We start from the raw sequence: 26,318 nt of genomic DNA, 5'->3' as shown, positions 1-26,318 counted from the left end.
CCTCCAAGATGAGCCGCAACATCCTCATCGAAGCCCTCTTCCGCGTCACCGGCTGGGGCATCACCTCCCGCATCAACAAGCTCACCGGCAAGAAGTAACAAGAAGCAACGAGAAGTAACCCGTTCGAGTGAAACCGGAATACACCGGAACACGACCGAGTCCCCGCCCTCCGGAGGGCGGGGACTCGGTCGTTGCGGGCCGGGGTCAGAGCATCCGAAGCAGACGCGACATGATCGACGGCGGCGCGAGGTCGGTCTTCAGGGTGACGGGGACCTCGGTCTTCCCGTCGCCCTCCCCGGCGGTGATGGTGCCCACCTGGGTGCCGGCCTTGACCGCGTGGCCGAGCTTCGTCCCGTCCAGGGTGACCTTGGCGGTGACGCCGGTCCAGCCGGCCACCGTGAGGTCCTTGGCGGCCACGACCGCGACCTTGCCGCCGAAACCGTCGTCGACGTAGCCGACGGTCTCGCCCTGCTTGGCCAGGGTCTGGCCGGTGAGGCCGTTCTGCGAGGCCGTGATGATCTTCTGACTGACGGTCTGGGCCGCCTTCAGGATGTTGTCGGTGGTGGTCGGTGGCTGGCCCAGGGTGACGCCGAGGATCATCCGCTGGGTGCCGCCGATGTCCTTGACCGCCGCCCACATCAGGCAGGAGCCCGCCGGGGTGCTGGAGCCGGTCTTGACCCCGATGACACCGTTCTTCGGGGAGAGCAGGTAGTTGGTGTTGTAGATCCGCTGGTTGTTGAAGTTGGTGTCGGGGGTGGCCACGACCTGCCGGAACACCTCGTTCTGCATCACCAGCTCGGCCAGCTTGAGCTGGTCCTTGGCGGTGCTCTTGGTGTCGTTGTTGTAGCCGGCCGGGTCGGCGTACGTGGTGTTGGTCATCCCGAGCGACGCCGCCTGGGCGTTCATCTTCTTGACGAACGCGTCCTCGGTGCCGGCGTCCCAGCGGGCGAGCAACCGGGCGACGTTGTTCGCCGACGGCAGCATCAGCATCTCCAGCGCCTCGTACTGGGTGAGCTGCTGACCCTCGGTGAGGGTGACCCGGGACTGGTCGGCGTCGCTGGACTCCTGGGCGGCCTGCTTGTCCACGGTGAGCTTGGGGCCGCTCTCCCCCTTCTTGAGGGGGTGGTCCTGCAGGATCAGCAGCGCGTTCATCACCTTGGTGACACTGGCGATCGGCGCGGGTGTCTCCGGCCCCGAGCTGCCCAGCGTGCCCACCCCGACCACCTCGGCGGTGGCCTGGCCCTTACCGGGCCAGGGGAGGTTCAGCGCGTCACCGGCGAAGGTGTACGAACCGGAGAGGGAGAGCCTGGTCTTCGGGTCGGGCAGCGGGCGCAGCAGCTGGGCCACCACCGCGACGCCCAGGACGAGGCCCAGGAACACCGTCCAGATGGTGATCCGCTTGAGCGCCCGGCGCAGCGGCGAGACCGGCCGGGCACTGAGCGCGGCCAGCACCTCCATCGCCTCGGAGGTGGTCTCGGGCGCGGGCATCGGCGCGGGCGGGGGTACCGGCACCGGGACGGGCGGTACCGGCGCGGGCACGGGAGCGGGCGCCGGGGTCGGCGGGGCGACCGGGTCCGGGACGGGCAGCGGCTCCGGGGTCGGGGTCGGCTCGGGGAGGGGCCGGGGCTTCGGCGCCGGGACCGGTTCGGGGGTGGGCGTGGGTTCGGGCTCCGGGAGCGGGGCGGGCTCCGGCTCCGGCTCGGCGGGCGGCTCCGGGACCGTACCGGCGGCGGGCTTCTCGGCCGGCGGCTCGGCGGACTCCGCAGACTCGGCCGACTCGGGCTCGGCCGGCTCGTCGGCCGCGTCGAGGTCGGCGGCTTCAGGCTCGTCCGGCGTGTCGGGCGTGTCGGGCGCGTCGAGGTCGGCGGCCGTGTCGAGGTCGTCGGCCTCCTCCGTCTCGGGCTCGTCAGCCGACAGTTCCTCAGCTGCCGACTCATCAGCCGTCGAATCGTCGGCTGACGGCTCATCGGCCGACGGCTTCTCCAAGGTCTTCAGCGCGGCACCGGCGGACTCCCGGCCGTCTCGCATGGCGAGACGCGGGTCGACCCCGGTCGGCTTCGCGGCGGGCTCGTCCGCAGACTCGTCCACCGGCTCGGCTGCGGGCTCAGCCGTCGTGGCGGACTGCTCCGACTCGGTGTCGGTCCCAGCATCCTCGCTGGTCACCTCGGTTGCCTCGGCCTCAGCGGCCTCAGCGGTCTCGGTCGGCACCCGCAGTGTGGTGGTCGCGTTGTCCACCGGCAGCCGGAGCATCTTGGTGTGACTGTCCACATCGCGGACCTTCAGCTGCACCGTCGAGCTGCCGCGATCCTTGCCGGCGGCCGCCCGCTCGGCCGGTGCCACCGGCACCACCGCCTCTGCTTCCCCGTCGCGTCGCACAGTGTCGGGGGACTCACCCACGATTACCCATCCTCCTCGTCCGCCCAGCCGGCCGCCGACCCGCTTGAGCCCGGTCGGCCCGCACCGGGCCGCCCTACTGAATATCAACATGCCGGATATCAAAATCGCGCGGGCTGCCTTCGCGCCGCGCACCCGTAGCTCCACAGTCTCGGGCACCGGCGGCCGTTCCGGGCGCCGCACCCCACCCGACCGGCCCTTATTCTCCCAGCCGGCGCCGCGTTCGGTCACTCCCAGGGAGGGACGCGGGGCCGACCGGCGGCGGTTCCCTCCTGTCAGGCCAAGGTCACGATTCGGAGGCGTACTCGACAAGCCGCTGTGAGAGGCGTCACTCTGTCATTCATCCACGCGGGGAGGCTTGGATGGGCAAGAGCCGCCGAACAATTCCCGAGGAACTCCTGCTGCTCGCTCTGGACCCGACCACGGGCACCACAGCGCAGCCGCAGACCCTCGACCTCGGACTCGCCGGGGCACAGCTCGTCGAGCTGTCCCTGGCCGGACGAATCGTCCCGGACGGAGACCGGATCGCCGTGGTGCTGCCACGACCGACCGGAGACCCGACCCTGGACCACGCACTGGAACTGCTGCGCCGTCGTGGCAGCCCGGTGCGGGCCGCGCACTGGATCGGCGGGCCCCGGCTGGGGCTCCGTCAGACGTACCTGGCGCACCTGGAGAGGTGCGGCATGGTGACGGCTGTGCCGGGCCAGGTGTGCGGCGTGCTGCCGACGACGCGTTACCAGGCGTCGGACGACTGCACGAACGCCGCCATCAAGCAGCGTCTGGACACCGCCATCCGGACCGGCGTGCCGCCGGACCCCCGGACGGCCGCCCTGGCCGCCCTGGCGCATGCGGTGGGCCTGGGCAAGCACCTCTACCCGGGCAACGAGGGAAGGTCGTCGCGGTCGCGGCTGCGCGACCTGATCCGGTACGACCCGCTCGGCGGGATGGTCGCGCACGCCGTCATGGACGTGCAGAACGGCCTGCCGGCCCAGCAGGGGCGTCAACCGGCCGCCGGTGCGGCTCCTGTCGGCGGTGGCCGCCCTGCGGTCGCCAGGACGGCCGCCGGAAGCCGTGGCGTGGCCACTCAGGTGGGCGCGAGGTGACTTCGTCGCGATGAACGGTGTGCGTCGTTGAGCCTGTAGAGCACCTCAGGGCGGTTCGCCCGGCACGCGGTTGCCGGGACGGACCGCCCTGTCGCCGTCTCCGGGGCGTACGGGTCCTCGGGGCGTACGGGTTCTCAGGATGTACCGGTCCCCGGGATGCGCGAGTCCTCGGGATGCGCCCCGGCCCGGCCGCCTTCGAGGCGGCCCGGGGAGGCCGGTTGCTCTATATCGGTTCGGCGGGCCGGGCGCAAGCCGGGTGATCCCGTTTAGGGGGTTTTCCGATGATCTGTTCTAGTGTGCTGGCGCGATTCCCCGGCGCCCGTGTGAGCCGAGATGACATGCTGCTCCAAGTCAGGGGGGTTGGTACCAATTTCCACACTGTTCCGAGGCGCACCGCTCGTGGGCGCGTCAGAGGTCCGGCCGGAGGTCGATGTGTCCGCCAACATCAATCCGACAGTTCGCAGACGCCGTCTCGGCGCCGAACTGCGGCGCCTGCGTGAGTTGAGGGGCATGACGGCCGAAGAGGTCGCCGGTCGCCTGATGGTCTCCCAGTCGAAGATCAGCAGACTGGAGAACGGCCGACGCAGCATCAGCCAGCGTGACGTCCGCGACCTCTGCGAGGTCTACGAGGTCGCCGACGAACGCGTGCGGGCCGGGCTGATGGAGATGGCCCGGGAGTCCCGGCAGCGCGGCTGGTGGCACGAGTTCGGCGACATCCCGTACAGCGTCTACATCGGGCTGGAGGCGGAGGCGTCCTCGATCCGGGCGTACGAGTCGTCGTTCATCCCGGGGCTGCTGCAGACCCGTGCCTACGCCGAGGCCGTCGTGCAGGGCAGCTCGCCCGACTACGACACCGGGGCGATCAGGCGCCGGGTGGACGTCCGGCTGAAGCGGCAGAGCCGGATATTCGGCGAGGACCAGCTCGGCAGCCTCTGGGTCGTCATAGACGAGGCGGTCCTGCGCCGGGAGGTGGGCGGTACCGAGGTGATGGCCGATCAGCTCTTCCAGCTGCTGGAGCTGAGCGAGCGGCCCAACATCAACCTCCAGGTGATCCCGTTCGCCCACGGTGCCCATCCCGGCATGACCGGGACATTCTCCCTGATGGAGTTCCCGGAGTCGGCGGATTCGACAGTCGTCTACTTCGAAGGAGTGACGAGCGACCTCTATCTCGAGAAGGAGGCCGACGTCCGCCGATATACCAATCTTTACGACCACCTGCGGGCTGCGGCGCTCAGCGTCGTGGACAGCCGGTCACTGATAGTCAACTGTGCAGAGGGGTACAAGAGATGACCACCAACCTGACCTGGCGCAAGAGCACCCACAGCGGGCCCAACGGCGCCTGCGTCGAGATCGCCGTGCCGAGTTCGGCCACCATCGCCGTCCGTGACTCCAAGGACCCCGAGGGCCCCCGGCTGCACTTCTCCAAGGAGGCCTGGGCAGCTTTCGCCGTGGCCGCCGGCACCGGCGTTTTCGGCGAGGTCTGAACCACTGCTGGTCGCTCCCAGGTGCCCGCCGTGCTACCGGCGGCGGGCACCACGTCTCACCGGATCGGGCAGCTCACCGGATCGGGTAGCGCTCCGCCCACGCCGTCGGGTGCTCGGCGCTGTGCAGCTCGGGCCCGTGCAGCAGTTCCAGGACGAAGTCGTCGGCGAGCTCCAGGAGTGTCCCGCGCCCCTCCAGCTCCGCCAGCAGGGCCGGTGGCAGTGCCGTCTCACCGTGCAGGGCACCCAGCAGCTGCCCGCAGATCGACCCGGTGGAGTCGCTGTCCCCCGAGTGGTTGACCGCCAGCAGCAGACCGGAGGTCACGTCGTGCGCGACCAGGGCGCAGTACACGCCGATCGCCAGCGCCTCCTCGGCGACCCAGCCCTCCCCCAGCTGCTCGACCCGCTCGGCCGACGGCTCCCCCGCCCGTACGGCGTCCAGCGCCGCCCGCAGCGCCGCCGTGGTCTCCTCGTGGGACGGGCGCTCGGAGAGCAGCGCCAGCGCCAGGTGCACCCCCTCCTCCAGGGTGCCGCCCCGGGCCACCGCCTGGACGATCACCGCGAGGGCGCCGGCCGAGAGGTAGCCGGTCGGGTGCCCGTGGGTCAGCACCGAGCACTCGACGGCCAGTTGGAAGACCAGTCCGGGCTCCCAGGCCGTCAGCAGGCCGAACGGCGCGGCCCGCATCACCGTCCCGCAGCCCTTGGAGTGCGGGTTGCGAGGGGCCTCCAGGGTGCCGATCCGGTCGGCGTCCGGGCCGGTGAGGCCGGAGAGGCAGCCCTGGCCCGGCGCCCGCCGGGCGTAGAGCCACTCCTGGCCGCCGAGCCAGCCGAGGTCACCGCGACGCTCGTCCGGCCCCCAGTCGTGCTGCGTGGCGGCCCAGCGCAGGTACGCGTGGTGCACGTCGGTGGGCGGGTGCCAACTGCCGCCGTCGCGGCGGATGTGGGCCCGGATCAGCCCGTCGACGGTGAACAGCACCATCTGGGTGTCGTCGGTGACGGCCCCGCGCCGCCCGTACGCGGGCACGTAGCCCGTCACCCCCGCCGGGCCGTGCGTCGCGCGTATCTTCTCCAGCGACTCGAACTCGATCCCGGCACCCAGCGCGTCACCGATCGCCCCGCCCAGCAGACAGCCCCGCACCCGGCTGCGGAAGTCCTGCTGCTGCGCGCGTGACCACAGTGGCATCACGGGTCGGAACCTTTCGTCCTGGCACTCGTCGAGCGCGCCTTGGAGCGCCCCCGCACTGTATTCGAATGGCCGATCCGATCACCCTTCGGGACTCGAATACCAGCCCGTCAATCGACTGTTGGCCGTACGTTCACCTGATGGCAGGTCGGGCAACCACAACAGGGGCGCGTGGGGGTACCTCCCGGCCGAAGGCTGGGGGAGAACTGCGCGAAACGGGAGGGCACAGGTCGTCGCCTTCCGATCTCGCTCGGTCCCCGCGTCCCTCTTTGGCCGGCGCTCACTCGAGCAGAGGAAGCAGCTCCGGCAGGTGCCCGTCGGAGGCCAGCGCCGCCGCCCGGCGCTCGGCCGGGACCTCGCCGTAGGTGGTGGTGCGCTGGCGGTGCGGGCGGCCGGCCGCCTCGGCGATGGCTTCCAGGTCGCGGACGGACTTGTAACTCCCGTACGCCGAGCCGGCCATCCGGGAGATGGTCTCCTCCATCAGGGTGCCGCCGAGGTCGTTGGCGCCGGAGCGGAGCATCTGGGCCGCACCCTCGGCGCCCAACTTGACCCAGCTGGTCTGGATGTTGGGGATGTGGGTGTGCAGCAGCAGCCTGGCCATCGCGACCACGGCGCGGTTGTCGCGCATGGTCGGGCCCGGCCGGGCGATGCCCGCCAGGTAGACCGGCGCGTTGGTGTGGATGAACGGCAGCGTGACGAACTCGGTGAAGCCGCCGGTGCGTTGCTGGATCTGCGCGAGCAGCCGCAGATGCCCGAGCCAGTGCGCGGGGGTGTCCACGTGGCCGTACATCATGGTCGAGGACGAGCGGATGCCCAGCTCGTGGGCGGTGGAGACAACTTCGACCCAGGTGGCGGCCGGGAGCTTGCCCTTGGTGAGCACCCAGCGGACGTCGTCGTCCAGGATCTCCGCTGCCGTGCCGGGGATGGTGTCGAGCCCGTTCTCCTTGGCCCGCTGGAGCCAGTCGCGGATCGAAAGCCCGCTCCTGGTAGCCCCGTTGACCACCTCCATCGGCGAGAAGGCGTGCACGTGGATACCGGGGACCCTGGCCTTCACGGCGCGCGCGATGTCGAAGTACGCGGTGCCCGGCAGGTCCGGGTGGATGCCGCCCTGCATGCAGACCTCGGTGGCGCCGACGTTCCAGGCCTGGGCGGCCCGGTCGGCGACCTGCTCCAGCGAGAGGGTGTAGGCGTCGGCGTCGGTCCGACGCTGGGCGAAGGCGCAGAACCGGCAGCCGGTGTAGCAGACGTTGGTGAAGTTGATGTTCCGGGTGACGCAGTAGGTGACGGTGTCGCCGACCGCCGCGCGCCGCACGTCGTCGGCGATCCCGCAGAGGGCTTCCAGCGCCGGGCCGTCGGCGTGGAAGAGAGCGAGGGCCTGGTCGTCCGTCAGCTTGACCGGGTCGTCGGCGGCGACCGCGAGCGCCTCCCGTACGTCGCCCGTCAGCCGCTCGGGGGCGGCCGAGGCGACCTGCTCGCGCAGCGCCTCCCAGTCGCCGTAGACCTCGTCGAAGTCGTCCCGGCGGTCGGCGGTGCGGCCCTCGGTGTCGATCGTGCGGTGCAGGTCGGTGCGGCCGGCCGAGACCGGCAGGTCCTCGGGCTCCTGCCAGCGCAGGCCGACGGGGTACGCGTCCGGACGGGCCAGCCCGGTGGCCGGGTCGGCCAGCGCCTCGACGTGCGGCAGGACGCGCGGGTCGAGCCACGGCTCGCCGCGCAGCACGTACTCGGGGTGGACGGCGAGCCGCTCGCGCAGCTCGAATCCCTGCCCCGCCGTCCGCTCGGCCAGTTCCTCGATCTGCGGCCAGGGGCGCTCGGGGTTGACGTGGTCGGGCGTCAGCGGCGAGACCCCGCCCCAGTCGTCGATGCCCGCACTGATGATCAGCTCGTACTCGGAGTCCACCAGGTTCGGCGGCGCCTGGATCCGGGCGGACGGGCCGAGGACCAGCCGGGTCACCGCGATCACGGCGGCCAGCTCCTCCAGCTCGGCGTCGGGCCTGGCCCGCATCGCGGTGTCCGGCTTGGCGCGGAAGTTCTGGATGATCACCTCCTGGATGCCGTGGTACTGCCGGGCGATCCGGCGGATCGCGAACAGCGCGTCCGCCCGCTCCTCGTACGTCTCGCCGATCCCGATCAGCACACCCGTGGTGAACGGGACGGCGCTGCGGCCCGCGTCCTCCAGCACCCGCAACCGGACGGCCGGCTCCTTGTCCGGCGAGCCGTGGTGCGGGCCACCGGGCTCGGACCAGAGCCGGGTGGCGGTGGTCTCCAGCATCATCCCCATCGACGCCGCGACCGGCTTCAGCCGCTGGAACTCCGTCCAGCTCAGCACGCCGGGGTTGAGGTGCGGCAGCAGTCCGGTCTCCTCGAGCACCCGGATCGACATCGCGCGGACGTACGCGAGGGTGTCGTCGTACCCGTGCGCGTCCAGCCACTCGCGGGCCTCGGGCCAGCGGTCCTCCGGACGGTCCCCCAGCGTGAACAGCGCCTCCTTGCAGCCCAGCGCGGCACCCTGACGGGCGATCTCCAGCACCTCGTCGGGCGAGAGGTACATCCCGTGCCCGGCCTTGCGGAGCTTGCCCGGCACGGTGACGAAGGTGCAGTAGTGGCACTTGTCGCGGCAGAGCTTGGTGAGCGGGATGAAGACGCTCTTCGAGTACGTGATCGTCCCCGGCCGGCCGGCCTCCGCCAGGCCCGCGTCCCGGACCCGCGCGGCGCTGGCACACAGGGCGCGCAGGTCCTCGCCGCGCGCCTGCAGCAGCACCGCCGCCTCGCCCTGGTCGAGCGCCACACCGTCTCGCGCCCGCTTCAGCGCCCGCCGCATCGAGTTGGCGGTCGGGGCGGGGTGCTGCGGGTCCGTTACATCCATGGGGTGACGATATACGTCCGGTTTCGTCCGATGGGAGTACACCGACCCTGAGGAGCTGTCAGGGTCCTGTGATCCCGTGGGTGTACACGATCTGGCCCTCCAGGACGATGCCCCGGCCGGGTCCCTTGACCTGTAATTGAGTACAGGAGAGTTGATGCCTACGGAGGGGTTGGACGTCATGGTGGAGCAAGGCGCGCCGTACAGGTCTGGTCGGCGGTCGGCGATCCGGGTGCTGGTGCCGGTCGGGGTGGTCGCGGTCGCCGCGACGGGCATCGGGCTGGTGCCCGCCCTGGCCAGCGACTCGGCCCCGAGCCTGCCGTCGGTGACGGCGGCGCAGCTGGTGGCCAGGACTCTCGGCTCGAACGTCCAGGCCCTGTCCGGGACGGTCAAGCTGACCACCGACCTCGGTGTGCCGACGCAGCTGCTCGGCACCGCCCGGGGTCTCGTCGGCGGCCGTGGTGCCGGCGGCAACAGCGCCGACCCGCAGGGCAAGCTGACGGAGCTGCTGGGCGGCGAGCACACCCTGCAGGTCGCGGTGGACGGCCCGGACCGGCAGCGGGTCGGCCTGGTCGACCAGCTGTCCGGGTACGAGGTGGTGCACAACGGCAACCAGGTCTGGGCCTGGGACAGCGCGAGCAACCAGGCGGTGCACCTGACGGCACCGCAGCACGGCACGGGGCAGCACAGTACGGGCAGGGCGGAGCAGGCCAAGCCCCTGACGGGCGTCCCGACGACACCGCAGGAGGCCGCCCAGCAGTTCCTGACGCAGAGCGCGAACACCACCTCGATCACGGTGGACGGCACGGCGTCGGTGGCCGGCCAGAAGGCGTACCAGCTGAGCGTGAAGCCCAAGCAGTCCGGTTCGACGATCGCCGAGGTCCGGATCTCGGTGGACGCCGACAACGGCGTCCCGCTGGCCGTGGTGGTCAAGTCCACCGGCGGCAGCACCGTGCTGGACACGCACTTCAGCTCGGTGTCGTTCGCCAAGCCGGATGCCAAGACCTTCCAGTTCACCGTGCCGAAGGGCGCCAAGGTGAAGGAGTCCGGGACGGGCACGGGCATGGGCGCAGAGGCCGGTACGCACTCCGGCGTCAACGCCGCCCATGGCGCGAAGCCCGGGTCCGCCGCGCCCGGGCAGCAGGACGACTCCAACGTGATCGGTGAGGGCTGGACGACGGTGTTCAGCACCAAGCTGCCCACCGTCGGCGACCAGGCGCCCGCCGGGCTGGCGGCCGGCACCGCCAAGGGCCGCAGCAGCGGCGCCCACAGCATGGGCCTGCCGCTGAACCTCCTCCAGTCCCGCGCGCTCGGCAAGCCGGTCAACGGCGGCACGCTGATCAGCACCAAGGTGCTGAACGTCCTGATCACCCCGGACGGCCGGGTCTTCGCCGGTGCCGTGACGCTCCCGGTGCTGCAGAGCGCCGCCGGGGTGAAGTAGTGACCGGCGCTCCCACCCAGGGCCAGGCGGCTCCGGACGACGTGATCCGCACCAGCGGTCTGACCAAGCGCTTCCGGGGCGGACAGCTCGCCGTGGACGGGCTGGACCTGACGGTGCCCCGGGGCAGTGTCTTCGGCTTTCTCGGGCCGAACGGCTCCGGCAAGACCACCACGATCCGGATGCTGATGGGGTTGATCGCGCCCACCTCGGGCGTGGCGACGGTCCTCGGCTCGCCGATGCCGCAGGCGGTCGGCTCGGTGCTGCCCCGGGTGGGAGCGCTGATCGAGGGCCCGGCACTGTACGGGTACCTCTCCGGCCGGGACAACCTCGCCAGGTTCGACGCGGCCGACCCGACCGCCGACCCTCGCACCCGCGCCCTGCGGGTCACCGAGGCGCTCGAGCGGGTCGGGCTGACGGCGGCGGCGGGCAAGAAGGCGCGGGCGTACTCGCTGGGCATGAAGCAGCGGCTCGGGCTGGCCTCGGCGCTGCTGCAACCCCGTGAGCTGCTGGTGCTGGACGAGCCGACCAACGGCCTCGACCCGCAGGGCATGCGGGAGATCCGCTCGCTGGTCCGGGAGGTGGCGGCGGAGGGCACCACGGTGTTCCTCTCCTCGCACCTGCTGGACGAGATCGAGCAGGTCTGCACCCACGCGGCGGTGATGTCCAAGGGCCGGCTGGTGGTCCAGGGCACTGTCAGCGAGCTGGCCGCCCGGGCCCAGGGGCGGCTGGTGGTCCGCACACCGGACGTGGCGCTGGCCGCCGAGGTGCTGGGCGGGCGGCAGGTGACGGATCTCCGTACCGACCAGGCCCGGGTGGACGGCGTCACCGGCTCGCTCGGGGACGACGAACTGCCGAAGCTCTGCGCCGCCCTGGTCGAGGCCGGGGTGCGGGTGCACGGCTTCGGCGTGGAGCGGGGCACGCTGGAGGACGCCTTCGTGGCGCTGACCGGAGAGGGTTTCGATGTCGCAGGCTGAGGCTGGGGTGCTCACGGTGGTGCCGCAGCTACCGCAGCGGAGGACGCAGACGACGGTGGGATTCCTGGCCCTGTTCCGCAGCGAACTCACGCTGACCTTCCGCCGGGCGAGGACGATCGCGCTGCTCGGCATCCTGGCCGCACTGCCGGTGCTGATCGGCGTGGTGGTGAAGGTGGAGACCGGCGGCCCCGGCGAGGGGCCCGCCTTCATCGCGCAGGTGAGCCAGAACGGGCTGTTCCTGGTCTTCACCGCGCTGGCCGTCGCGCTGCCGGTCTTCCTGCCGATGACGGTGGGCGTGGTGGCCGGGGACTCGATCGCGGGCGAGGCGAGCACCGGCACCCTGCGGTACCTGCTGGTCGCCCCCGCCGGGCGGACCCGGCTGCTGGCGGCCAAGTTCACCGCCGCGCTGGCGTTCTGCCTGGCCGCGACGCTGGCGGTGGCACTGACCGCCCTGCTGACGGGCGCGGCGCTCTTCCCACTGGGCCAGGTCACGTTGCTCTCCGGTGACACCATCGGACTGGCGGCGGCCCTGCTGCGGGCGCTGCTGGTGGCGGGCGTGGTCGCGGCGTCACTGGCCGGGCTGGTGGCGATCGGGCTGTTCGTCTCGACGCTGACCGGCAGCGGGATCGCGGCGATGGCCACTACCGTCGGGCTGGTGCTGCTGGTCCAGATCCTGGACACCTTCCCGCAGTTGCACGCGATCCAGCCGTTCCTGTTCACCCATCAGTGGCTGAGCTTCAGCGACCTGCTGCGGCAGCCGATGCACTGGGACAACGTGCTGCAGAACCTCGGGTTGCAGGCCCTCTACGTGGCGGTCTTCGGCTCGGCCGCCTGGGCCCGCTTCACCAGCCGGGACATCACGGCGTAGCGGCCGGTCGGTCTGAGGATCGCGACCTCCCGGGGGCCCTACCCCACCCGGGAGGTCGCCGCTGCACAGGCCAGTACCGGCAGCTGGGCCGGGGCGATCAGGAAGAGCGGGGACCAGTCCGAGCAGACCAGCCGGATCCCGGCGGTGAGCCCGTGCAGGCGGGCCCGGTGCGAGCCCTTGAGGTCCACCCGGTCCAGCCGGTACGGGGCCTCCAGCGCGATGGCCGGGCGCCCGTGCCGCTGCCACTGGATGGCCACCGGGTCACCGTTCCGCCCGACGGAGGTGAGTAGCAGCTCGCCCGTCTCAGCGGCGTCCATCTCGCGTCGCACGGCCGGCACTCTCAACACGACTCCGGCCGGCACGACTCCGGCGGCCACGGCCACCGTGCCGTCGAGGGGAGCCGGGCGGGGGGCGACGCGGCGGAACGGCCGGGCGAATTGTCCCGTGAGGTGGACCATCGCAACCCCTCCTCCTGGGGCCCGTCGGCGGTTCTCGCCGAGCGGGTGCCCATAAGAGCCTGTGTCTGAACCTGCGCCGGGCGCGGCCCGCCTGGCACGCACGCTCCAGACGACCCACGCTGATCCGGCGCAGGTTCAGACACAGGCTCTAACGCGTGTAGCAGCGGCACCCCGGACGTTAGCAGGAGCGGGGGGCGGTTGAGGAGATCCGGCAACGAGTTGTTCACACGACGGGACGCCCGTCGATCACCCCGCGACGGCCGGCACCGCTTCCCGTCGACGGGTCTGCCGCAGCTGGCGCAGGCCGTCGTACGTCAGCACCGCGAGGGCGGCCCAGACCAGCGCGAACCCGGCCCAGCGCGCGGGTGGCATCGACTCGTGCGCCACCGTGACGCCGATCAGGAACTGGAACACCGGCGCCAGGTACTGCAGCAGCCCGAGCGTGCTCAGCGGCACCCGGATCGCGGCCGCGCCGAAGCAGAGCAGCGGGACGGCCGATATCAGCCCGCTGAGCACCAGCAGCCCGGAGTGGCCCAGCCCGTACGAGCCGGGCACCGTCCGGCCCAGGGTGCCGTGGCCGGTGACGCCGAGGTAGACCAGGTAGCCGGCCGCGAACGGGAACATCACCGCGCTCTCCACCGCGAAGCTCTCGATCCCGCCCAGGCCGACCTTCTTCTTCAGCAGCCCGTACGTCGCGAAGGAGAAGGCCAGGGTGAGCGCGATCCACGGCAGCCGCCCGTACCCGGCGGTGAGCACCACGACCGAGGCCGCACCGATGCCGACCGCCACCCACTGCGCGGCACGCAGGCGCTCGTGCAGCATCAGGACGCCGAACCCGATGGTGACCAGCGGGTTGATGAAGTACCCGAGGCTGGTCTCGACGACGTGCCCGGAATTCACACCCCAGATGTAGACGCCCCAGTTGACGGAGACCACCACGGCGGCGGCAGCGGCGAGCGCCAGCCGCCGGGGCTGGGCGAGCAGCGGGCGGACCCACCGCCAGTTCCGCCGGACGAGCAGCATCAGGACGACGGCCACCAGCGACCAGACCATCCGGTTGGCCAGGATGTCGTCGGCCGTGCTCGGTTCGAGCAGCGGCCAGAAGAGCGGGAACAGCCCCCACATCCCGTACGCGGCGAAGCCGTACCCGACCCCCCGGCCGTCCGCTGTACCGCCCGCTCTGCCATCCTCCGACCGGGAACTGTCTGCCATGACGGGCCTGCCCTCCGCGCGTGGGTCTACCGGAGGGACGGTAACGGGCGGAGGGCGGGCCTGTCATCTCTGTATTCGCGTTTTGGTCCTGACGGTCCTGACAGTCCTGACAACCGGCTGCCGGACGGCCTCAGCCGACGGTCCAGGTGTCGTTGCCGGCGAGCAGGGTGCTGAGGTCGCCGGGGCCGTGTTGGCTGGTGGCGGTGGCGAGCTGGTCGGCCATCAGGGTGTCGTAGACGGGGCGTTGGATGTCGCGGAGGACGCCGATGGGGGTGTGGTGGAGCGTGTCGGCGTCGGCGATGCGGGAGAGGGCGAAGGCGCGGGCGGGGCTGAGGGCGTGGGCGTCGTGGACGATCACCTGGTCACGGTTGGCGTCGGTGACGGGGGCGACGCGGAGTTCGCCGTCGGGGTCGCGGAAGACTCCGTGATCGGCGAAGGTGATGGGTTCGCCGTGCTGGAGGCGGATGAGGGCCTCGTCGCGGGTGGCCGGCTCCTTGAGGATCTCGAAGGCGCCGTCGTTGAAGATGTTGCAGTTCTGGTAGATCTCGACGAGGGCCGTGCCCTGGTGGCGGGCGGCGGCGCGCAGCACGGAGGTGAGGTGCTGGCGGTCCGAGTCGATGGTGCGGGCGACGAAGGTGGCTTCGGCGCCGATGGCCAGCGAGAGGGGGTTGAAGGGGTGGTCGAGGGAGCCCATGGGAGTGGACTTGGTGATCTTCCCGACCTCGCTGGTGGGTGAGTACTGGCCCTTGGTGAGGCCGTAGATCCGGTTGTTGAACAGCAGGATCTTGAGGTTCACGTTGCGGCGCAGGGCGTGGATCAGGTGGTTGCCACCGATGGACAGCGCGTCGCCGTCGCCGGTGACGACCCAGACGGAGAGGTCGGGGCGGGAGGCGGCCAGTCCGGTGGCGATGGCCGGGGCGCGGCCGTGGATGGAGTGCATCCCGTAGGTGTTCATGTAGTACGGGAACCGGGAGGAGCAGCCGATCCCGGAGACGAAGACGGTGTTCTCCCGCCGGATGCCCAGCTCCGGCATGAACGACTGCACGGCGGCCAGGATCGCGTAGTCCCCGCAGCCGGGGCACCACCGGACCTCCTGGTCCGTCTTGAAGTCCTTCGCGCTCTGCGGCCGGTCGTCCTTCGGCACCAGCTTCAGCGACGGAAAGGTGTCAGACATCGTTCTCCTCCAGTGTCCCGATCGCCGCCCACAGCACGTCCGCCAACTGCGCCGCCTTGAAGGGCAGTCCGCGCACCTGGTTGTAGGACTGGGCGTCCACCAGGTACTTGGCGCGGAGCAGCAGGGCGAGCTGGCCGAGGTTCATCTCGGGCACGATCACCTTGTCGTAGCCCTTGAGCACCGCACCGAGGTTGGCGGGGAAGGGATTCAGGTTGCGCAGATGCGCCTGCGCGACCACACCGCCGTCCGCCCGGACCCGCCGGACGGCTGCCGTGATCGGCCCGTACGTCGAGCCCCATCCCAGCACCAGCACCCTGGCCTCACCCGACGGATCATCAACCACGGCAGGTGGTACGGCGATACCGTCGATCTTCGCCTGCCGGGTGCGGACCATGAAGTCGTGGTTGGCGGGGTCGTAGGAGATGTTCCCGGTGCCGTCCTGCTTCTCGATACCGCCGATCCGGTGCTCGAGCCCCGGTGTGCCCGGGACGGCCCAGGGGCGGGCCAGGGTCTGCGGGTCGCGTTGGTACGGCCAGAAGACCTCGCTGCCGTCCTCCAGCACGTGGTTCGGCCCGTCGGCGAAGTCCGGTGTGATCGCGGGCAGTTCGTCGACCTGCGGGATGCGCCACGGCTCGGATCCGTTGGCCAGGTAGCCGTCCGAGAGCAGCAGCACCGGCGTCCGGTAGGTGACCGCGATCCGGGCCGCCTCCAGCGCCGCGTCGAAGCACTCCGCCGGGGTCGCGGGCGCGACGATCGGCACGGGCGCCTCGCCGTTGCGGCCGAACATCGCCTGCAGCAGGTCGGCCTGCTCGGTCTTGGTCGGCAGACCGGTGGACGGCCCGCCGCGCTGGATGTCCACCACCAGCAGCGGCAGTTCCAGCGACACCGCCAGCCCGACCGTCTCCGACTTCAGCGCCACACCGGGCCCGGAGGTGGTCGTCACCCCGAGCGCGCCGCCGAACGCCGCGCCCAGCGCCGCGCCGATACCCGCGATCTCGTCCTCGGCCTGGAAGGTCCGGACGCCGAAGTTCTTGTGCCGGCTCAGCTCGTGCAGGATGTCCGAGGCCGGCGTGATCGGGTACGAGCCCAGGAACAGCGGCAGGCCCGAGCGCTGCGAGGCCGCGATCAGGCCGTACGAGAGCGCCAGGTTCCCCGAGATGTTCCGGTAGGTACCCGGGGCCAGCGCGGCCGGCGGGACCTCGTAGGAGACGGCGAAGTCCTCGGTGGTCTCACCGAAGTTCCAACCGGCCCGGAAGGCCTTGATGTTGGCCTCGGCGATGGCGGGCTTCTTGGCGAACTTCTGCCGGAGGAACTTCTCCGTACCGTGCGTCGGCCGGTGGTAGAGCCAGGAGAGCAGTCCGAGCGCGAACATGTTCTTCGCCCGTTCGGCGTCCTTCCGGGCCAGCCCGCTCTCCTTGAGGGCCTCCACCGTCAGCGAGGTGAGCGGCACCTTGTGCAGGTGGAACGCCTCCAACGAGCCGTCCGCCAGCGGGTCGGCCGCGTAGCCGACCTTGGCCAGCGCCCGCTTGGTGAACTCGTCCGTGTTGACGATGATGTCCGCGCCGCGCGGGAGGTCGCCGATGTTGGCCTTGAGGGCGGCCGGGTTCATCGCGACCAGTACGTTCGGCGCGTCGCCCGGGGTCAGGATGTCGTGGTCGGCGAAGTGCAGTTGGAAGCTGGACACACCCGGCAGGGTCCCGGCGGGGGCCCTGATCTCGGCGGGGAAGTTCGGCAGGGTCGAGAGGTCGTTGCCGAAGGACGCCGTCTCCGAGGTGAAGCGGTCGCCGGTGAGCTGCATACCGTCACCGGAGTCCCCGGCGAACCGGATGATCACCCGGTCCAGCCGTCGGATCGGCTTGGCCGGCCCCTGTCTTCCACCGAGCGGAGCAGCGGGCACCGAAGCCCCGCCGTTCCCGTCCGGACCGTCGACTGCCTCGGACTGATCCACCTGACTGGTCACTGCCGCGGACCTCCTCGTGGGCGACCAGCCGCGGGCGTGAGCCGTGTGCCCCGTCCGCCTGGTGCACCGATCGCATCCTAAGCGTGCCAACGATCGCTAGGCCGGAACTCGCGCCAAACAACATCGTCGGCGGCTTTCCGGCGCACCAGGTTCAACAACCGCATACCCGGGATCCGTACCCACTTGGAGCCAGTTGCATTGCCCGGGGGCGCGAGGAACTGCGACCCCAAGGTGTCAGGAGTTGAGGTACGTCAGTACAGCCAGCACCCGCCGGTGGTCCTCCCCGCTCTGGGCCAGGCCAAGCTTGAGGAAGATGTTGCTGACGTGCTTCTCCACCGCGCCGTCGGAGACCACCAGCTGCCTGGCGACCGCCGCGTTGGTCCGCCCCTCGGCCATCAGCCCGAGCACCTCCCGTTCGCGCGGGGTGAGCCCGCTCAGGACGTCGCTCTTGCGGCTGCGGCCGATCAGCTGCTGCACCACCTCCGGGTCCAGCGCCGTACCGCCGCCCGCGACCCGCACGACGGCGTCGGCGAACTCGCGGACCTCGGCGACCCGGTCCTTGAGCAGGTACCCGACGCCCCGGGTGGAGCCGGCCAGCAGCTCGCTCGCGTACTGCTCCTCGACGTACTGGGACAGCACCAGCACGCCGACCTGCGGGTACAGCCCGCGCAGGGTCACGCAGGCGCGGATGCCCTCGTCGGTGTGGGTCGGCGGCATCCGGACGTCGGCCACCACCACGTCGGGCAGTGCGTCGGCGGTGGCCAGTTCGTGGATCGTCCGCAGCAGGGCCTCGCCGTCGCCCACTCCCGCGACCACCTCGAGGCCCCGGTCGGTGAGCAGCCTGGTCAGCCCCTCCCGCAGGAGTACGGAGTCCTCGGCGATGACGACGCGCAGCATGGGACGGCCTTTCGGAAGATCACGGGCAACCCGCCCAGTCTTCCCTACGGCGTCCGGTCACATGGTACGAATTGCCACCGCGTCGCAGAGCCCCTGGAGCGCGGACTTGGCCGGGCACTCCGGGAGGGGGGCCAGCAGCGCGCGGGCCTCCTCGGCGTACCGCAGGGTCTCCCGGCGGGCCCGCTCCAGCGCGGGGTGACGGCGGAGCAGCCGCAGGGCCTCGGCGTGCAGCTGGTCGTCCTCGGCCAGGTCGAGTTCCAGCAGCTCGCGCAGCCGTACGTCCTCGGGGTTGTCCACGTCCACCGGCGTCTGCCGGAGCAGCAGGACGGGCAGGGTCGGGACGCCCTCGCGCAGGTCGGTGCCGGGGGTCTTGCCGGACTCGTGGCCGTCGCTGGCGATGTCGAGCACGTCGTCGGCGAGCTGGAAGGCGGTGCCCATCCGCTCGCCGTACTGGGTGAGGATCTCGACCACCCACGGCTCGGCGCCGGCCATCAGCGCGCCGAAGCGGCAGGAGACGGCGACCAGCGAGCCGGTCTTGCCGGAGATCACGTCGAGGTAGTGCTGCAGCTGGTCGTCGGCGGGGCCCGTCCCGGCCGTCTCCAGGATCTGGCCGGTGACCAGCCGCTCGAAGGCGTCGGCCTGGATCCGGACGGCCTCCGGGCCGAGTTCGGCGAGCACCTGGGAGGCGCGGGAGAAGAGGAAGTCGCCGGTGAGGATGGCGACGGAGTTGTCCCAGCGCGAGTTGGCGCTGGCGGTGCCCCGGCGGACGGGAGCCTCGTCCATCACGTCGTCGTGGTAGAGCGTGGCGAGGTGGGTCAGCTCGACGACCACGGCGGACGGGACCACACCGGGGGCGTACGGGTCACCGAACTGCGCGGCCAGCATGACCAGCAGCGGGCGGAAACGCTTGCCGCCGGCCTCGATCAGGTGGCTTGCGGTGATCGTGATGAACGGGACGTCGCTCTTGACCGCCTCGGCGAGCGAGGCCTCCACAGCGTCCATCCCGGCCTGGACGTCCCGGGTCAGATCGCGGTCCTGCACGCTCAGCCCGAAGGGCCCCACGACGGTCACGAAGACCACTCCTGTCCCTGGTCGTTTCTGCGGCCCGGTCCCTGAGTGCCGCCCCGCTGGCAATACAAGGAGGGTATCCGGTCGTGAATGGATCACTGCACTGGCGTGCGGGTCCGGCACACTCGCGTGTGCCGGGAGACCTCAAGAGGCGCGGGGAACCGTGCGAAGCGGGAGGCTGCGGGTTGGTGCCTTCCGGTTTCGCGCAGTTCCCCGCGCCCCTGTGTGTGGCTGATCAGCTGCCTAACGGACGAAGACCGAGGCCTTCGTCGCCAGGTCGAGGAAGTACTGCGGGAGCAGTCCCAGCCCCAGCGTGACCAGCACCCCGAGCGTGATGGCCATCGCCGTCATCGCGCTGGGCACGGCGACCGCCGGGCCGCCGGGCTGCGGGTCGGAGAAGAACATCAGCACGACGACCCGGATGTAGAAGAACGCCGCGACGGCGGAACTCAGCACACCCACGATCACCAGCGGCGTCGCCCCACCGGCCGCCGCGGCCTGGAAGACCGCGAACTTACCGGTGAACCCGCTGGTCAGCGGGATGCCCGCGAACGCCAGCAGGAAGAGCGCGAAGACCGCCGCCACCAGCGGCGAACGCCGGCCGAGCCCGGCCCAGCTGGAGAGGTGGGTCGCCTCGCCCTTGGAGTCGCGGACCAGTGTCACCACGGCGAACGCGCCGAGGGTGGTGAAGGAGTACGCCAGCAGGTAGAAGAGCACCGCGCCGACGCCCTGCTTGTTGCTCGCGATCACGCCGGTCAGGATGAACCCGGCGTGCGCGATCGAGGAGTACGCGAGCAGCCGCTTGACGTCCTGCTGGGTGACGGCCAGTACCGCGCCGACCACCATGGTGAGGATCGCCACGCCCCACATCACCGGCCGCCAGTCCCAGCGCAGGCCGGGGAAGGCCACGTAGAAGAGGCGCAGGAACGCGCCGAACGCCGCCGTCTTGGTCGCCGCCGCCATGAAGCCGGTGACGGGCGTCGGGGCGCCCTGGTAGACGTCCGGGGTCCAGGCGTGGAACGGCACCGCGCCGACCTTGAAGAGCAGGCCGACGGCGAGCATCGCCAGGCCGATCAGCAGCAGCGCGTCGTTCTGGGTGCTGTTCGCCAGCGCCGGGGTGATCGGGGCGGTGCCCGCGACCGCGTCGGCGATGTCGCTGAGCCGGACGCTGCCCGCGTAGCCGTACAGCAGTGCGGTGCCGAACAGGAAGAACGCCGAGGCGAAGGAGCCGAGCAGGAAGTACTTGACCGCCGCCTCCTGGGAGAGCAGCCGCCGCCTGCGGGCCAGCGCGCAGAGCAGGTAGAGCGGGAGCGAGAAGACCTCCAGCGCCACGAACATCGTCAGCAGGTCGTTGGCGGCCGGGAAGAGCAGCATGCCGCCGACCGCGAACAGGGTGAGCGGGAAGACCTCGGTGGTGGTGAACCCGGCCGTGGTCGCCTGCCGCTCCTGCTCGCCGCCCGGGACGGTCGCGCCCTGAGCGGTGAAGGCGTCCACCGCCGAGCCGTTGATGCGTGGTTCCAGGCGCCGCTCGGCGTACAGCAGGACGGCGACGAAGGCGGAGAGCAGGATGACGCCCTGCAGGAAGAGCGCCGGGCCGTCGAGCGCCACCGCGCCCATCGCCAGCAGCCCGGCCTTGGTGGTGCCGTACCCCTGCGCGGCGAGCACGATGACGGCGGTGAACGCGCCGGCCAGGCCGGCCAGCGAGATCACCAGCTGCGCGGTGTAGCGCGACCGGCGGGGCAGGAACGCCTCGGCCAGGATGCCGACCACGGCCGCTCCGAACACCACCAGCATCGGCGAGAGTTGGCCGTACTCGAGGTGCGGCGCCGGGATGCTCGGGCTGTTGCCGCCCGCCGCGCCCAGCCACAGGGTGTGGACAGCGCTCACTTCTGCTCACCTCCGGAGGTGGCGGCGACCGGGTGGGCCGGCGCCGGGTCGGTCTGGTGGACCTGGGAGAGCGTGGCGTCCACCGCCGGGTTGACGATGTCGGTGAGCGGCTTCGGGTAGACGCCGAGGAACAGCGTCAGCGCCACCAGCGGTGCCACCACCAGTAGTTCGCGCACCTTGAGATCGGCCATGCCCTCGATTCCGGCCTTGACCGGGCCGGTCATGGTGCGCTGGTAGAGCAGCAGCGCGTAGAGCGCGGCGAGCACGATGCCGAAGGTAGCGATGATGCCGATCACCGGGTACTTGGTGAACGTCCCGACCAGGACCAGGAATTCGCTCACGAAGGGCGCCAGGCCCGGCAGCGAGAGCGTCGCCAGGCCGCCGACCAGAAAGGTGCCGGCGAGCACCGGGGCGACCTTCTGCACGCCGCCGTAGTCGGCGATCAGGCGCGAGCCGCGCCGCGAGATCAGGAAGCCCGCGACCAGCATCCAGGCGGCGGTGGAGATGCCGTGGTTGACCATGTAGAGGGTCGCGCCGGTCTGGCCCTGGCTGGTGAAGGCGAAGATGCCCATGATGATGAAACCGAAGTGCGAGATCGACGCGTACGCGACCAGGCGCTTGATGTCCTTCTGCCCGACCGCCAGCAGCGCGCCGTAGACGATCCCGATCAGCGCCAGCACCAGGATCACCGGGCCGAAGGTCTTCGAGGCGTGCGGGAAGAGGCCGAGGCAGAACCGCAGCATCGCGAAGGTGCCGACCTTGTCCACAACCGCCGTGATCAGTACGGCCGTTCCGGCGGTCGCCTCGCCCATCGCGTTCGGCAGCCAGGTGTGCAGCGGCCAGAGCGGGGCCTTGACGGCGAAGGCGAAGAAGAAGCCCAGGAAGAGCGCCTTCTCGGCCGTCGGGTCGATGACCAGCTTGCCGTCCGCGATGGCACTGGTCAGCGTCGGCAGGTCGAAGGTGGCGAAGCCCTGACCCTGCGCGATCACGTACAGCCCGACCACGGCCGCCAGCATCACCAGGCCGCCGAGCAGGTTGTAGAGCAGGAACTTCACCGCCGCGTACGAGCGTTGGGCGCCCGAGTCCGGGCCGCCCGCGCGGTCGCCGAAGCCGCCGATCAGGAAGTACATCGGGATCAGCATGGCTTCGAAGAAGACGTAGAACACGAACAGGTCGGTGGCGAGGAAGGAGACGATCACCATCGCCTCCACCGCCAGGATCAGCGCGAAGAACGCCTGCGTACGCCGCCGGTTCTCGAAGGTGCCGTCCGGGTTCTGCGCGGGGTCCGCGTCGTGCCAGGAGGCGAGCATCACCACCGGGACGAGCACGGCCGTGAGCAGCATCAGCACCGCGCCGATGCCGTCCACGCCGAGCGAGAAGTTGATCCCGAAGGAGCGGATCCAGCTGTAGGACTCGGTGAGTTGGTAGCGCGCCCCGCCCGGTTCGAACCGGGCCGCGACGACGGCGGCCAGCGCCAGGGTGGCCAGCGAGACGGTGAGCGCGACGGCCTTGGTGGTGCGGCGGCGCGCCTCGTCGGATCCGGCGGGCAGCGCGGCGGTGAGCACCGCGCCGGCCGCCGGGAGGGCGCAGGTGGCGGTCAGCAGGTAGCTCATGGCCTTCCCTCCTGCCGTGGGTTTCGGCAATCCATCAGACGGACCTCATCAGGAGAGTGGTGGCGACCAGGAGGACCGTGCCGCCGAGCATGGAGAGCGCGTACGACCGGACGTAGCCGGTCTGGATGCGGCGCAGGCGGCTGGAGATGCCGCCGACGGTGGCGGCCAGGCCGTTGACGAAGCCGTCCAGGGCCTTGCTGTCCAGGTAGACCAGCGAGGCGGCGAGCGCGGACCCGGGCCGGACCAGCAGCGCGTGGTTGAGCTCGTCCTGCATCAGGTCGCGCCGGGCCGCCCGGGTGAGCAGCGAGCCGACCGGCGGGGTGACCGGGACGGGTGCGCGACCGTACATCAGGTACGAGAGCAGGACGCCCGCCAGCATGACCGCCGAGGTGAGCAGGGTGACGACGATCGACGAGAGCGGGGAGTGGCCCTCCGTGTGGCCGGTGACGGGCGCCAGCCAGTCGACGAAGGAGCTGTTGAAGGCGAAGAGCCCGCCCGCGAAGACCGAGCCGAAGGCCAGCACGATCATCGGCAGCGTCATGGTGGACGGCGACTCGTGCGGGTGCGGCTGCTCGCCCGTCGCCGGGTCGGCCTGCCAGCGCTTCTCGCCGAAGAACGTCATGAGCATCACGCGGGTCATGTAGAACGCGGTGACGGCCGCGCCGACGAGTGCGCAGAGGCCGAGGATCCAGCCCTCCGTACCGCCCTTGGCGAAGGCCGCCTCGATGATCTTGTCCTTGGAGAAGAAGCCCGACAGCCCCGGGAAGCCGATGATCGCCAGGTAGCCGAGACCGAACGTCACGAAGGTGACCGGCAGGTACTTCCGCAGGCCGCCGTAGTGACGCATGTTCACCTCGTCGTTCATACCGTGCATGACCGACCCGGCGCCGAGGAAGAGCCCGGCCTTGAAGAAGCCGTGCGTGACCAGGTGCATGATCGCGAAGACGTACCCGATCGGGCCCAGCCCGGCGGCCAGCACCATGTAGCCGATCTGCGACATGGTCGAGCCGGCCAGCGCCTTCTTGATGTCGTCCTTGGCGCAACCGACGATCGCACCGTAGAGCAGCGTGACCGCGCCGACCACGACCACGACCGTCTGGGCGTCGGGGGCGAGGTTGAAGATGGCGCTGGACCGGGTGATCAGGTAGACGCCGGCCGTCACCATGGTCGCCGCGTGGATCAGGGCCGAGACCGGGGTCGGGCCCTCCATCGCGTCGCCGAGCCAGGACTGCAGCGGCACCTGGGCGGACTTGCCGCAGGCGGCCAGCAGCAGCATCAGCGCGATGGCCGTCAGCTTGCCCGAACTCGCCTGCTGAGCCGTCCCGAAGACCCCGCTGAAGGTGAAGTTACCGAACTCGGCGAACATCAGCATGATCGCGATCGACAGGCCCATGTCGCCGACCCGGTTGACCAGGAAGGCCTTCTTGGCGGCCGTCGCGGCACTGGGCTTGTGCTGCCAGAAGCCGATCAGCAGGTACGAGGCCAGGCCCACGCCCTCCCAACCGACGTACAGCAGCAGGTAGTTGTCGGCCAGCACCAGCAGCAGCATGGCGGCCAGGAAGAGGTTGAGGTAGCCGAAGAAGCGGCGGCGGCGCTCGTCGTGCGCCATGTAACCCACCGAGTAGAGGTGGATCAGCGAGCCGACTCCGGTGATCAACAGCACGAAGGTGATGGACAGTTGGTCCAACTGGAAGGAGACGTCGGCCTGGAAGCCGTTCACCGGTACCCAGCTGAACAGGTGCTGGTGGATGGCGCGTTGGTCCGTCGACCGGCCCAACATCTGCGCGAACAGCACCAGCCCGAAGGCGAAGGAGAGCGCGGCCGCAGCCGTACCCAGCCAGTGGCCGAAGCGGTCGAGGTAGCGACCGCCCAGCAGCAACAGGGCAGCACCGGCCAGCGGCGCTGCCACGAGCAGCGGAATGAGAGAGTTCACCGTGGGCCCTCCGCCTACAGCTTCATCAGGTTGCTGTCATCGACCGAAGCCGAGTGCCTGGTCCGGAAGATGCTCACGATGATGGCGAGGCCGACGACGACCTCCGCCGCCGCGACCACCATGGTGAAGAACGCGATGATCTGGCCGTCCAGGTTGCCGTGCAGCCGGGAGAAGGTGACCAGCGCCAGGTTCGAGGCGTTGAGCATCAGCTCGACGCACATGAACAGCACGATCGCGTTCCGCCGGATCAGCACGCCGGAGGCACCGATGGTGAACAACAGAGCTGCCAGGTAGAGGTAGTTGACGGGGTTCACTCCCCACCCTCCCCGTTCTCGGCGGAGTTGCCGGCGTTGTTCGATGTCGCGGCGTTCGGGACGGTCTCCAGTTGCTTGCGCGGGCCCGTCACGGGCGGCCGCGCGGACGGGGGACGCCCGAGCCACTCCGCCGTACTTCCCTCCAACTCGGCCATCCGGTGCAGCATCTCCTGGCTGACGTCGCGGATCTGGCCGCGCTCGCGCAGGGTCGCCATCACCGAGTCCTCGGCGATGGTGCCGTCCGGCAGCAGGCCGGGGATGTCGACCGCGTTGTGCCGCGCGTACACGCCGGGGGCGGGCAGCGGCGGCACCTGGATGTTGTCCCTGACCCGCTTGGCGGCCAGCTCGCGCTGGGTGGCCGGCGGCTTCACGTGCTCGCGGTGGGTGAGCACCATCGCGCCGATGGCGGCGGTGATCAGCAGTGCGCCGGTGACCTCGAAGGCCCAGACGTACTTGGTGAAGATCAGCCGGGCCAGCCCCTGCACGTTGCCCTCGGCGTTCGCCGCCGAGAGTCCGGTGAACTGGCTCAGCTTCGCGTTCGCGATGCCCGCGACCAGCAGCACCCCGAAGCCGAGGCCGCAGATCACGGCGGCCACCCGCTGGCCCTTCAGCTGCTCCTTGAGCGAGTCCTCGGAGGTGACGCCGACCAGCATCACCACGAAGAGGAAGAGCATCATGATCGCGCCGGTGTAGACGACGATCTGCACGATGCCCAGGAAGACCGCGCCCTGGGCGAGGTAACAGACCGCCAGGGCCATCATGGTGGCCGCCAGGCAGAGCGCGCTGTGCACGGCCTTCTTCATCAGCAGCATGCCGAGCGCGCCGCCGACGGCGATCACGGCGAGGATCCAGAACTGTACGGCTTCGCCGGTGGAGGTCATCCCCGTGGGGGTCATGAGTGCACCTCCTTCTCCCGGTCCGTGCGCTCCTGCTGGACGGTGCCGGGCGCCGCCGCGTTGATCTCGCCCCGGTAGTAGGCGCCTTCGTCGGCCCCCGGGAAGATCGAGTGCGGGACGTCGACCATGCCCTCGGTGAGGCCGACCAGCAGCTGTTCCTTGGTGAAGATCAGGGATTCGCGGGAGGAGTCGGCGAGTTCGTACTCGTTGGTCATCGTCAGTGCCCGGGTCGGGCAGGCTTCGATGCAGAGCCCGCAGAGGATGCAGCGGGCGTAGTTGATCTGGTAGACCGCGCCGTACCGCTCGCCGGGCGAGTAGCGCTCCTCGTCGGTGTTGTCCGCGCCCTCGACGTAGATCGCGTCGGCGGGGCAGGCCCAGGCGCAGAGTTCGCAGCCGACGCACTTCTCCAGGCCGTCCGGGTGCCGGTTCAGCTGGTGGCGGCCATGGAAGCGGGGGGCGGTGGGCTTCTTCTGCTCCGGGTACTGCTCGGTCAGCCGCTTCTTGAACATGGCCTTGAAGGTCACGCCGAAGCCTGCGGCCGGGCCCAGGATCGACGGCCTGTCGGGGGTGTCAGGGCCGGTGTCGGAGTCTGGCATGTCGGT

General features: G+C 70.7%; 21 protein-coding genes and 1 pseudogene. 7 read left to right on the top strand and 15 right to left on the bottom strand.

The genetic code is table 11. The annotated features are described in order from the left end of the window. A pseudogene (locus tag P3T29_RS16625) lies at positions 1-98 on the top strand (dolichol-phosphate mannosyltransferase); the annotation flags it as partial. A gap of 106 nt (positions 99-204) precedes the next feature. On the opposite strand, the gene P3T29_RS16620 reads toward P3T29_RS16625, so the two are convergent. After that, on the bottom strand, positions 205-2,397 hold the full coding sequence (locus tag P3T29_RS16620) for a serine hydrolase (protein ID WP_280717235.1): 2,193 nt from the start codon (positions 2,395-2,397) through the stop codon (positions 205-207). A gap of 359 nt (positions 2,398-2,756) precedes the next feature. On the opposite strand from P3T29_RS16620, the gene P3T29_RS16615 reads away from it, so the two are divergent. The 3 genes from P3T29_RS16615 (at position 2,757) to P3T29_RS16605 (ending at position 4,981) form a co-directional block, all read left to right on the top strand. Continuing rightward, positions 2,757-3,497: a GPP34 family phosphoprotein gene (locus tag P3T29_RS16615; protein ID WP_280717234.1), complete on the top strand. Its 741-nt coding sequence runs from the start codon at positions 2,757-2,759 to the stop codon at positions 3,495-3,497. Positions 3,498-3,929: 432 nt separating this feature from the next. Next, a complete protein-coding gene (locus tag P3T29_RS16610; RefSeq protein ID WP_280717233.1) occupies positions 3,930-4,787 on the top strand; it encodes a helix-turn-helix transcriptional regulator in 858 nt (285 codons plus the stop codon). Further along, a complete protein-coding gene (locus tag P3T29_RS16605; RefSeq protein WP_280717232.1) occupies positions 4,784-4,981 on the top strand; it encodes a DUF397 domain-containing protein in 198 nt (65 codons plus the stop codon). The genes P3T29_RS16610 and P3T29_RS16605 overlap by 4 nt, the downstream gene beginning before the upstream one ends. A gap of 73 nt (positions 4,982-5,054) precedes the next feature. Here the strand turns inward: P3T29_RS16605 and P3T29_RS16600 are convergent, their stop codons facing one another. Both P3T29_RS16600 and P3T29_RS16595 read right to left on the bottom strand, forming a co-directional pair. Then, entirely contained in the window at positions 5,055-6,161 is a 1,107-nt protein-coding gene (locus P3T29_RS16600; RefSeq protein ID WP_280717231.1) for an ADP-ribosylglycohydrolase family protein, read from the bottom strand. A 280-nt stretch (positions 6,162-6,441) separates the two neighbouring features. Next, positions 6,442-9,024, bottom strand: a complete 2,583-nt coding sequence (locus P3T29_RS16595) for a bifunctional FO biosynthesis protein CofGH (protein WP_280717230.1) — start codon at positions 9,022-9,024, stop codon at positions 6,442-6,444. Between the two features lie 154 nt (positions 9,025-9,178). On the opposite strand from P3T29_RS16595, the gene P3T29_RS16590 reads away from it, so the two are divergent. From P3T29_RS16590 to P3T29_RS16580, 3 genes are read left to right on the top strand one after another with little or no spacing between them, the layout of a single operon-like run. After that, positions 9,179-10,462: a DUF2092 domain-containing protein gene (locus P3T29_RS16590; RefSeq protein ID WP_280717229.1), complete on the top strand. Its 1,284-nt coding sequence runs from the start codon at positions 9,179-9,181 to the stop codon at positions 10,460-10,462. Beyond that, on the top strand, positions 10,462-11,436 hold the full coding sequence (locus tag P3T29_RS16585; RefSeq protein ID WP_280717228.1) for an ABC transporter ATP-binding protein: 975 nt from the start codon (positions 10,462-10,464) through the stop codon (positions 11,434-11,436). Before P3T29_RS16590 ends, P3T29_RS16585 begins: the two co-directional genes overlap by 1 nt. Next, positions 11,423-12,304 carry an ABC transporter permease gene (locus P3T29_RS16580; protein ID WP_280717227.1) on the top strand — a complete coding sequence of 294 codons (882 nt, stop codon included), beginning with the start codon at positions 11,423-11,425 and terminating at the stop codon, positions 12,302-12,304. Before P3T29_RS16585 ends, P3T29_RS16580 begins: the two co-directional genes overlap by 14 nt. A 38-nt stretch (positions 12,305-12,342) precedes the next feature. Here the strand turns inward: P3T29_RS16580 and P3T29_RS16575 are convergent, their stop codons facing one another. From P3T29_RS16575 to nuoI, 12 genes are all read right to left on the bottom strand, one after another. Continuing rightward, positions 12,343-12,762 carry a hypothetical protein gene (locus P3T29_RS16575; RefSeq protein ID WP_280717226.1) on the bottom strand — a complete coding sequence of 140 codons (420 nt, stop codon included), beginning with the start codon at positions 12,760-12,762 and terminating at the stop codon, positions 12,343-12,345. Positions 12,763-13,008: 246 nt separating this feature from the next. Next, entirely contained in the window at positions 13,009-13,974 is a 966-nt protein-coding gene (gene rarD, locus P3T29_RS16570; protein WP_280717225.1) for an EamA family transporter RarD, read from the bottom strand. A 130-nt stretch (positions 13,975-14,104) separates the two neighbouring features. Beyond that, positions 14,105-15,148: a 2-oxoacid:ferredoxin oxidoreductase subunit beta gene (locus P3T29_RS16565; protein ID WP_280717224.1), complete on the bottom strand. Its 1,044-nt coding sequence runs from the start codon at positions 15,146-15,148 to the stop codon at positions 14,105-14,107. Next, the gene (locus tag P3T29_RS16560; protein ID WP_280717243.1) at positions 15,141-17,045 is read right to left on the bottom strand and encodes a 2-oxoacid:acceptor oxidoreductase subunit alpha; all 1,905 of its coding nucleotides are present in this window, start codon (positions 17,043-17,045) and stop codon (positions 15,141-15,143) included. Before P3T29_RS16560 ends, P3T29_RS16565 begins: the two co-directional genes overlap by 8 nt. Positions 17,046-17,342: 297 nt before the next feature. After that, entirely contained in the window at positions 17,343-18,002 is a 660-nt protein-coding gene (locus tag P3T29_RS16555) for a response regulator transcription factor (RefSeq protein ID WP_280717242.1), read from the bottom strand. Positions 18,003-18,062: 60 nt separating this feature from the next. Next, the gene (locus P3T29_RS16550; RefSeq protein WP_280717223.1) at positions 18,063-19,076 is read right to left on the bottom strand and encodes a polyprenyl synthetase family protein; all 1,014 of its coding nucleotides are present in this window, start codon (positions 19,074-19,076) and stop codon (positions 18,063-18,065) included. A 240-nt stretch (positions 19,077-19,316) separates the two neighbouring features. Continuing rightward, complete coding sequence (gene nuoN / locus P3T29_RS16545; RefSeq protein ID WP_280717241.1) at positions 19,317-20,942, bottom strand: NADH-quinone oxidoreductase subunit NuoN; 1,626 nt, start codon at positions 20,940-20,942, stop codon at positions 19,317-19,319. A gap of 14 nt (positions 20,943-20,956) precedes the next feature. Beyond that, entirely contained in the window at positions 20,957-22,573 is a 1,617-nt protein-coding gene (locus tag P3T29_RS16540; protein WP_280717222.1) for an NADH-quinone oxidoreductase subunit M, read from the bottom strand. Between the two features lie 34 nt (positions 22,574-22,607). After that, positions 22,608-24,506: an NADH-quinone oxidoreductase subunit L gene (gene nuoL / locus P3T29_RS16535; protein WP_280717221.1), complete on the bottom strand. Its 1,899-nt coding sequence runs from the start codon at positions 24,504-24,506 to the stop codon at positions 22,608-22,610. A 14-nt stretch (positions 24,507-24,520) separates the two neighbouring features. Beyond that, complete coding sequence (gene nuoK, locus P3T29_RS16530) at positions 24,521-24,820, bottom strand: NADH-quinone oxidoreductase subunit NuoK (protein WP_035798594.1); 300 nt, start codon at positions 24,818-24,820, stop codon at positions 24,521-24,523. Then, positions 24,817-25,716, bottom strand: coding sequence for an NADH-quinone oxidoreductase subunit J (locus P3T29_RS16525; protein ID WP_280717220.1), 900 nt, complete (start codon positions 25,714-25,716; stop codon positions 24,817-24,819). The genes nuoK and P3T29_RS16525 overlap by 4 nt, the downstream gene beginning before the upstream one ends. Next, a complete protein-coding gene (gene nuoI / locus P3T29_RS16520) occupies positions 25,713-26,312 on the bottom strand; it encodes an NADH-quinone oxidoreductase subunit NuoI (protein WP_280717219.1) in 600 nt (199 codons plus the stop codon). Before nuoI ends, P3T29_RS16525 begins: the two co-directional genes overlap by 4 nt. Positions 26,313-26,318 lie beyond the last annotated feature (6 nt).

Origin of the sequence: Kitasatospora sp. MAP5-34 (assembly GCF_029894335.1) — a bacterium.
GTDB lineage: Bacteria > Actinomycetota > Actinomycetes > Streptomycetales > Streptomycetaceae > Kitasatospora.
The sequence above is the reverse complement of the archived record's forward strand: the minus strand, read 5'-3'. Positions and strand labels throughout refer to the sequence as shown.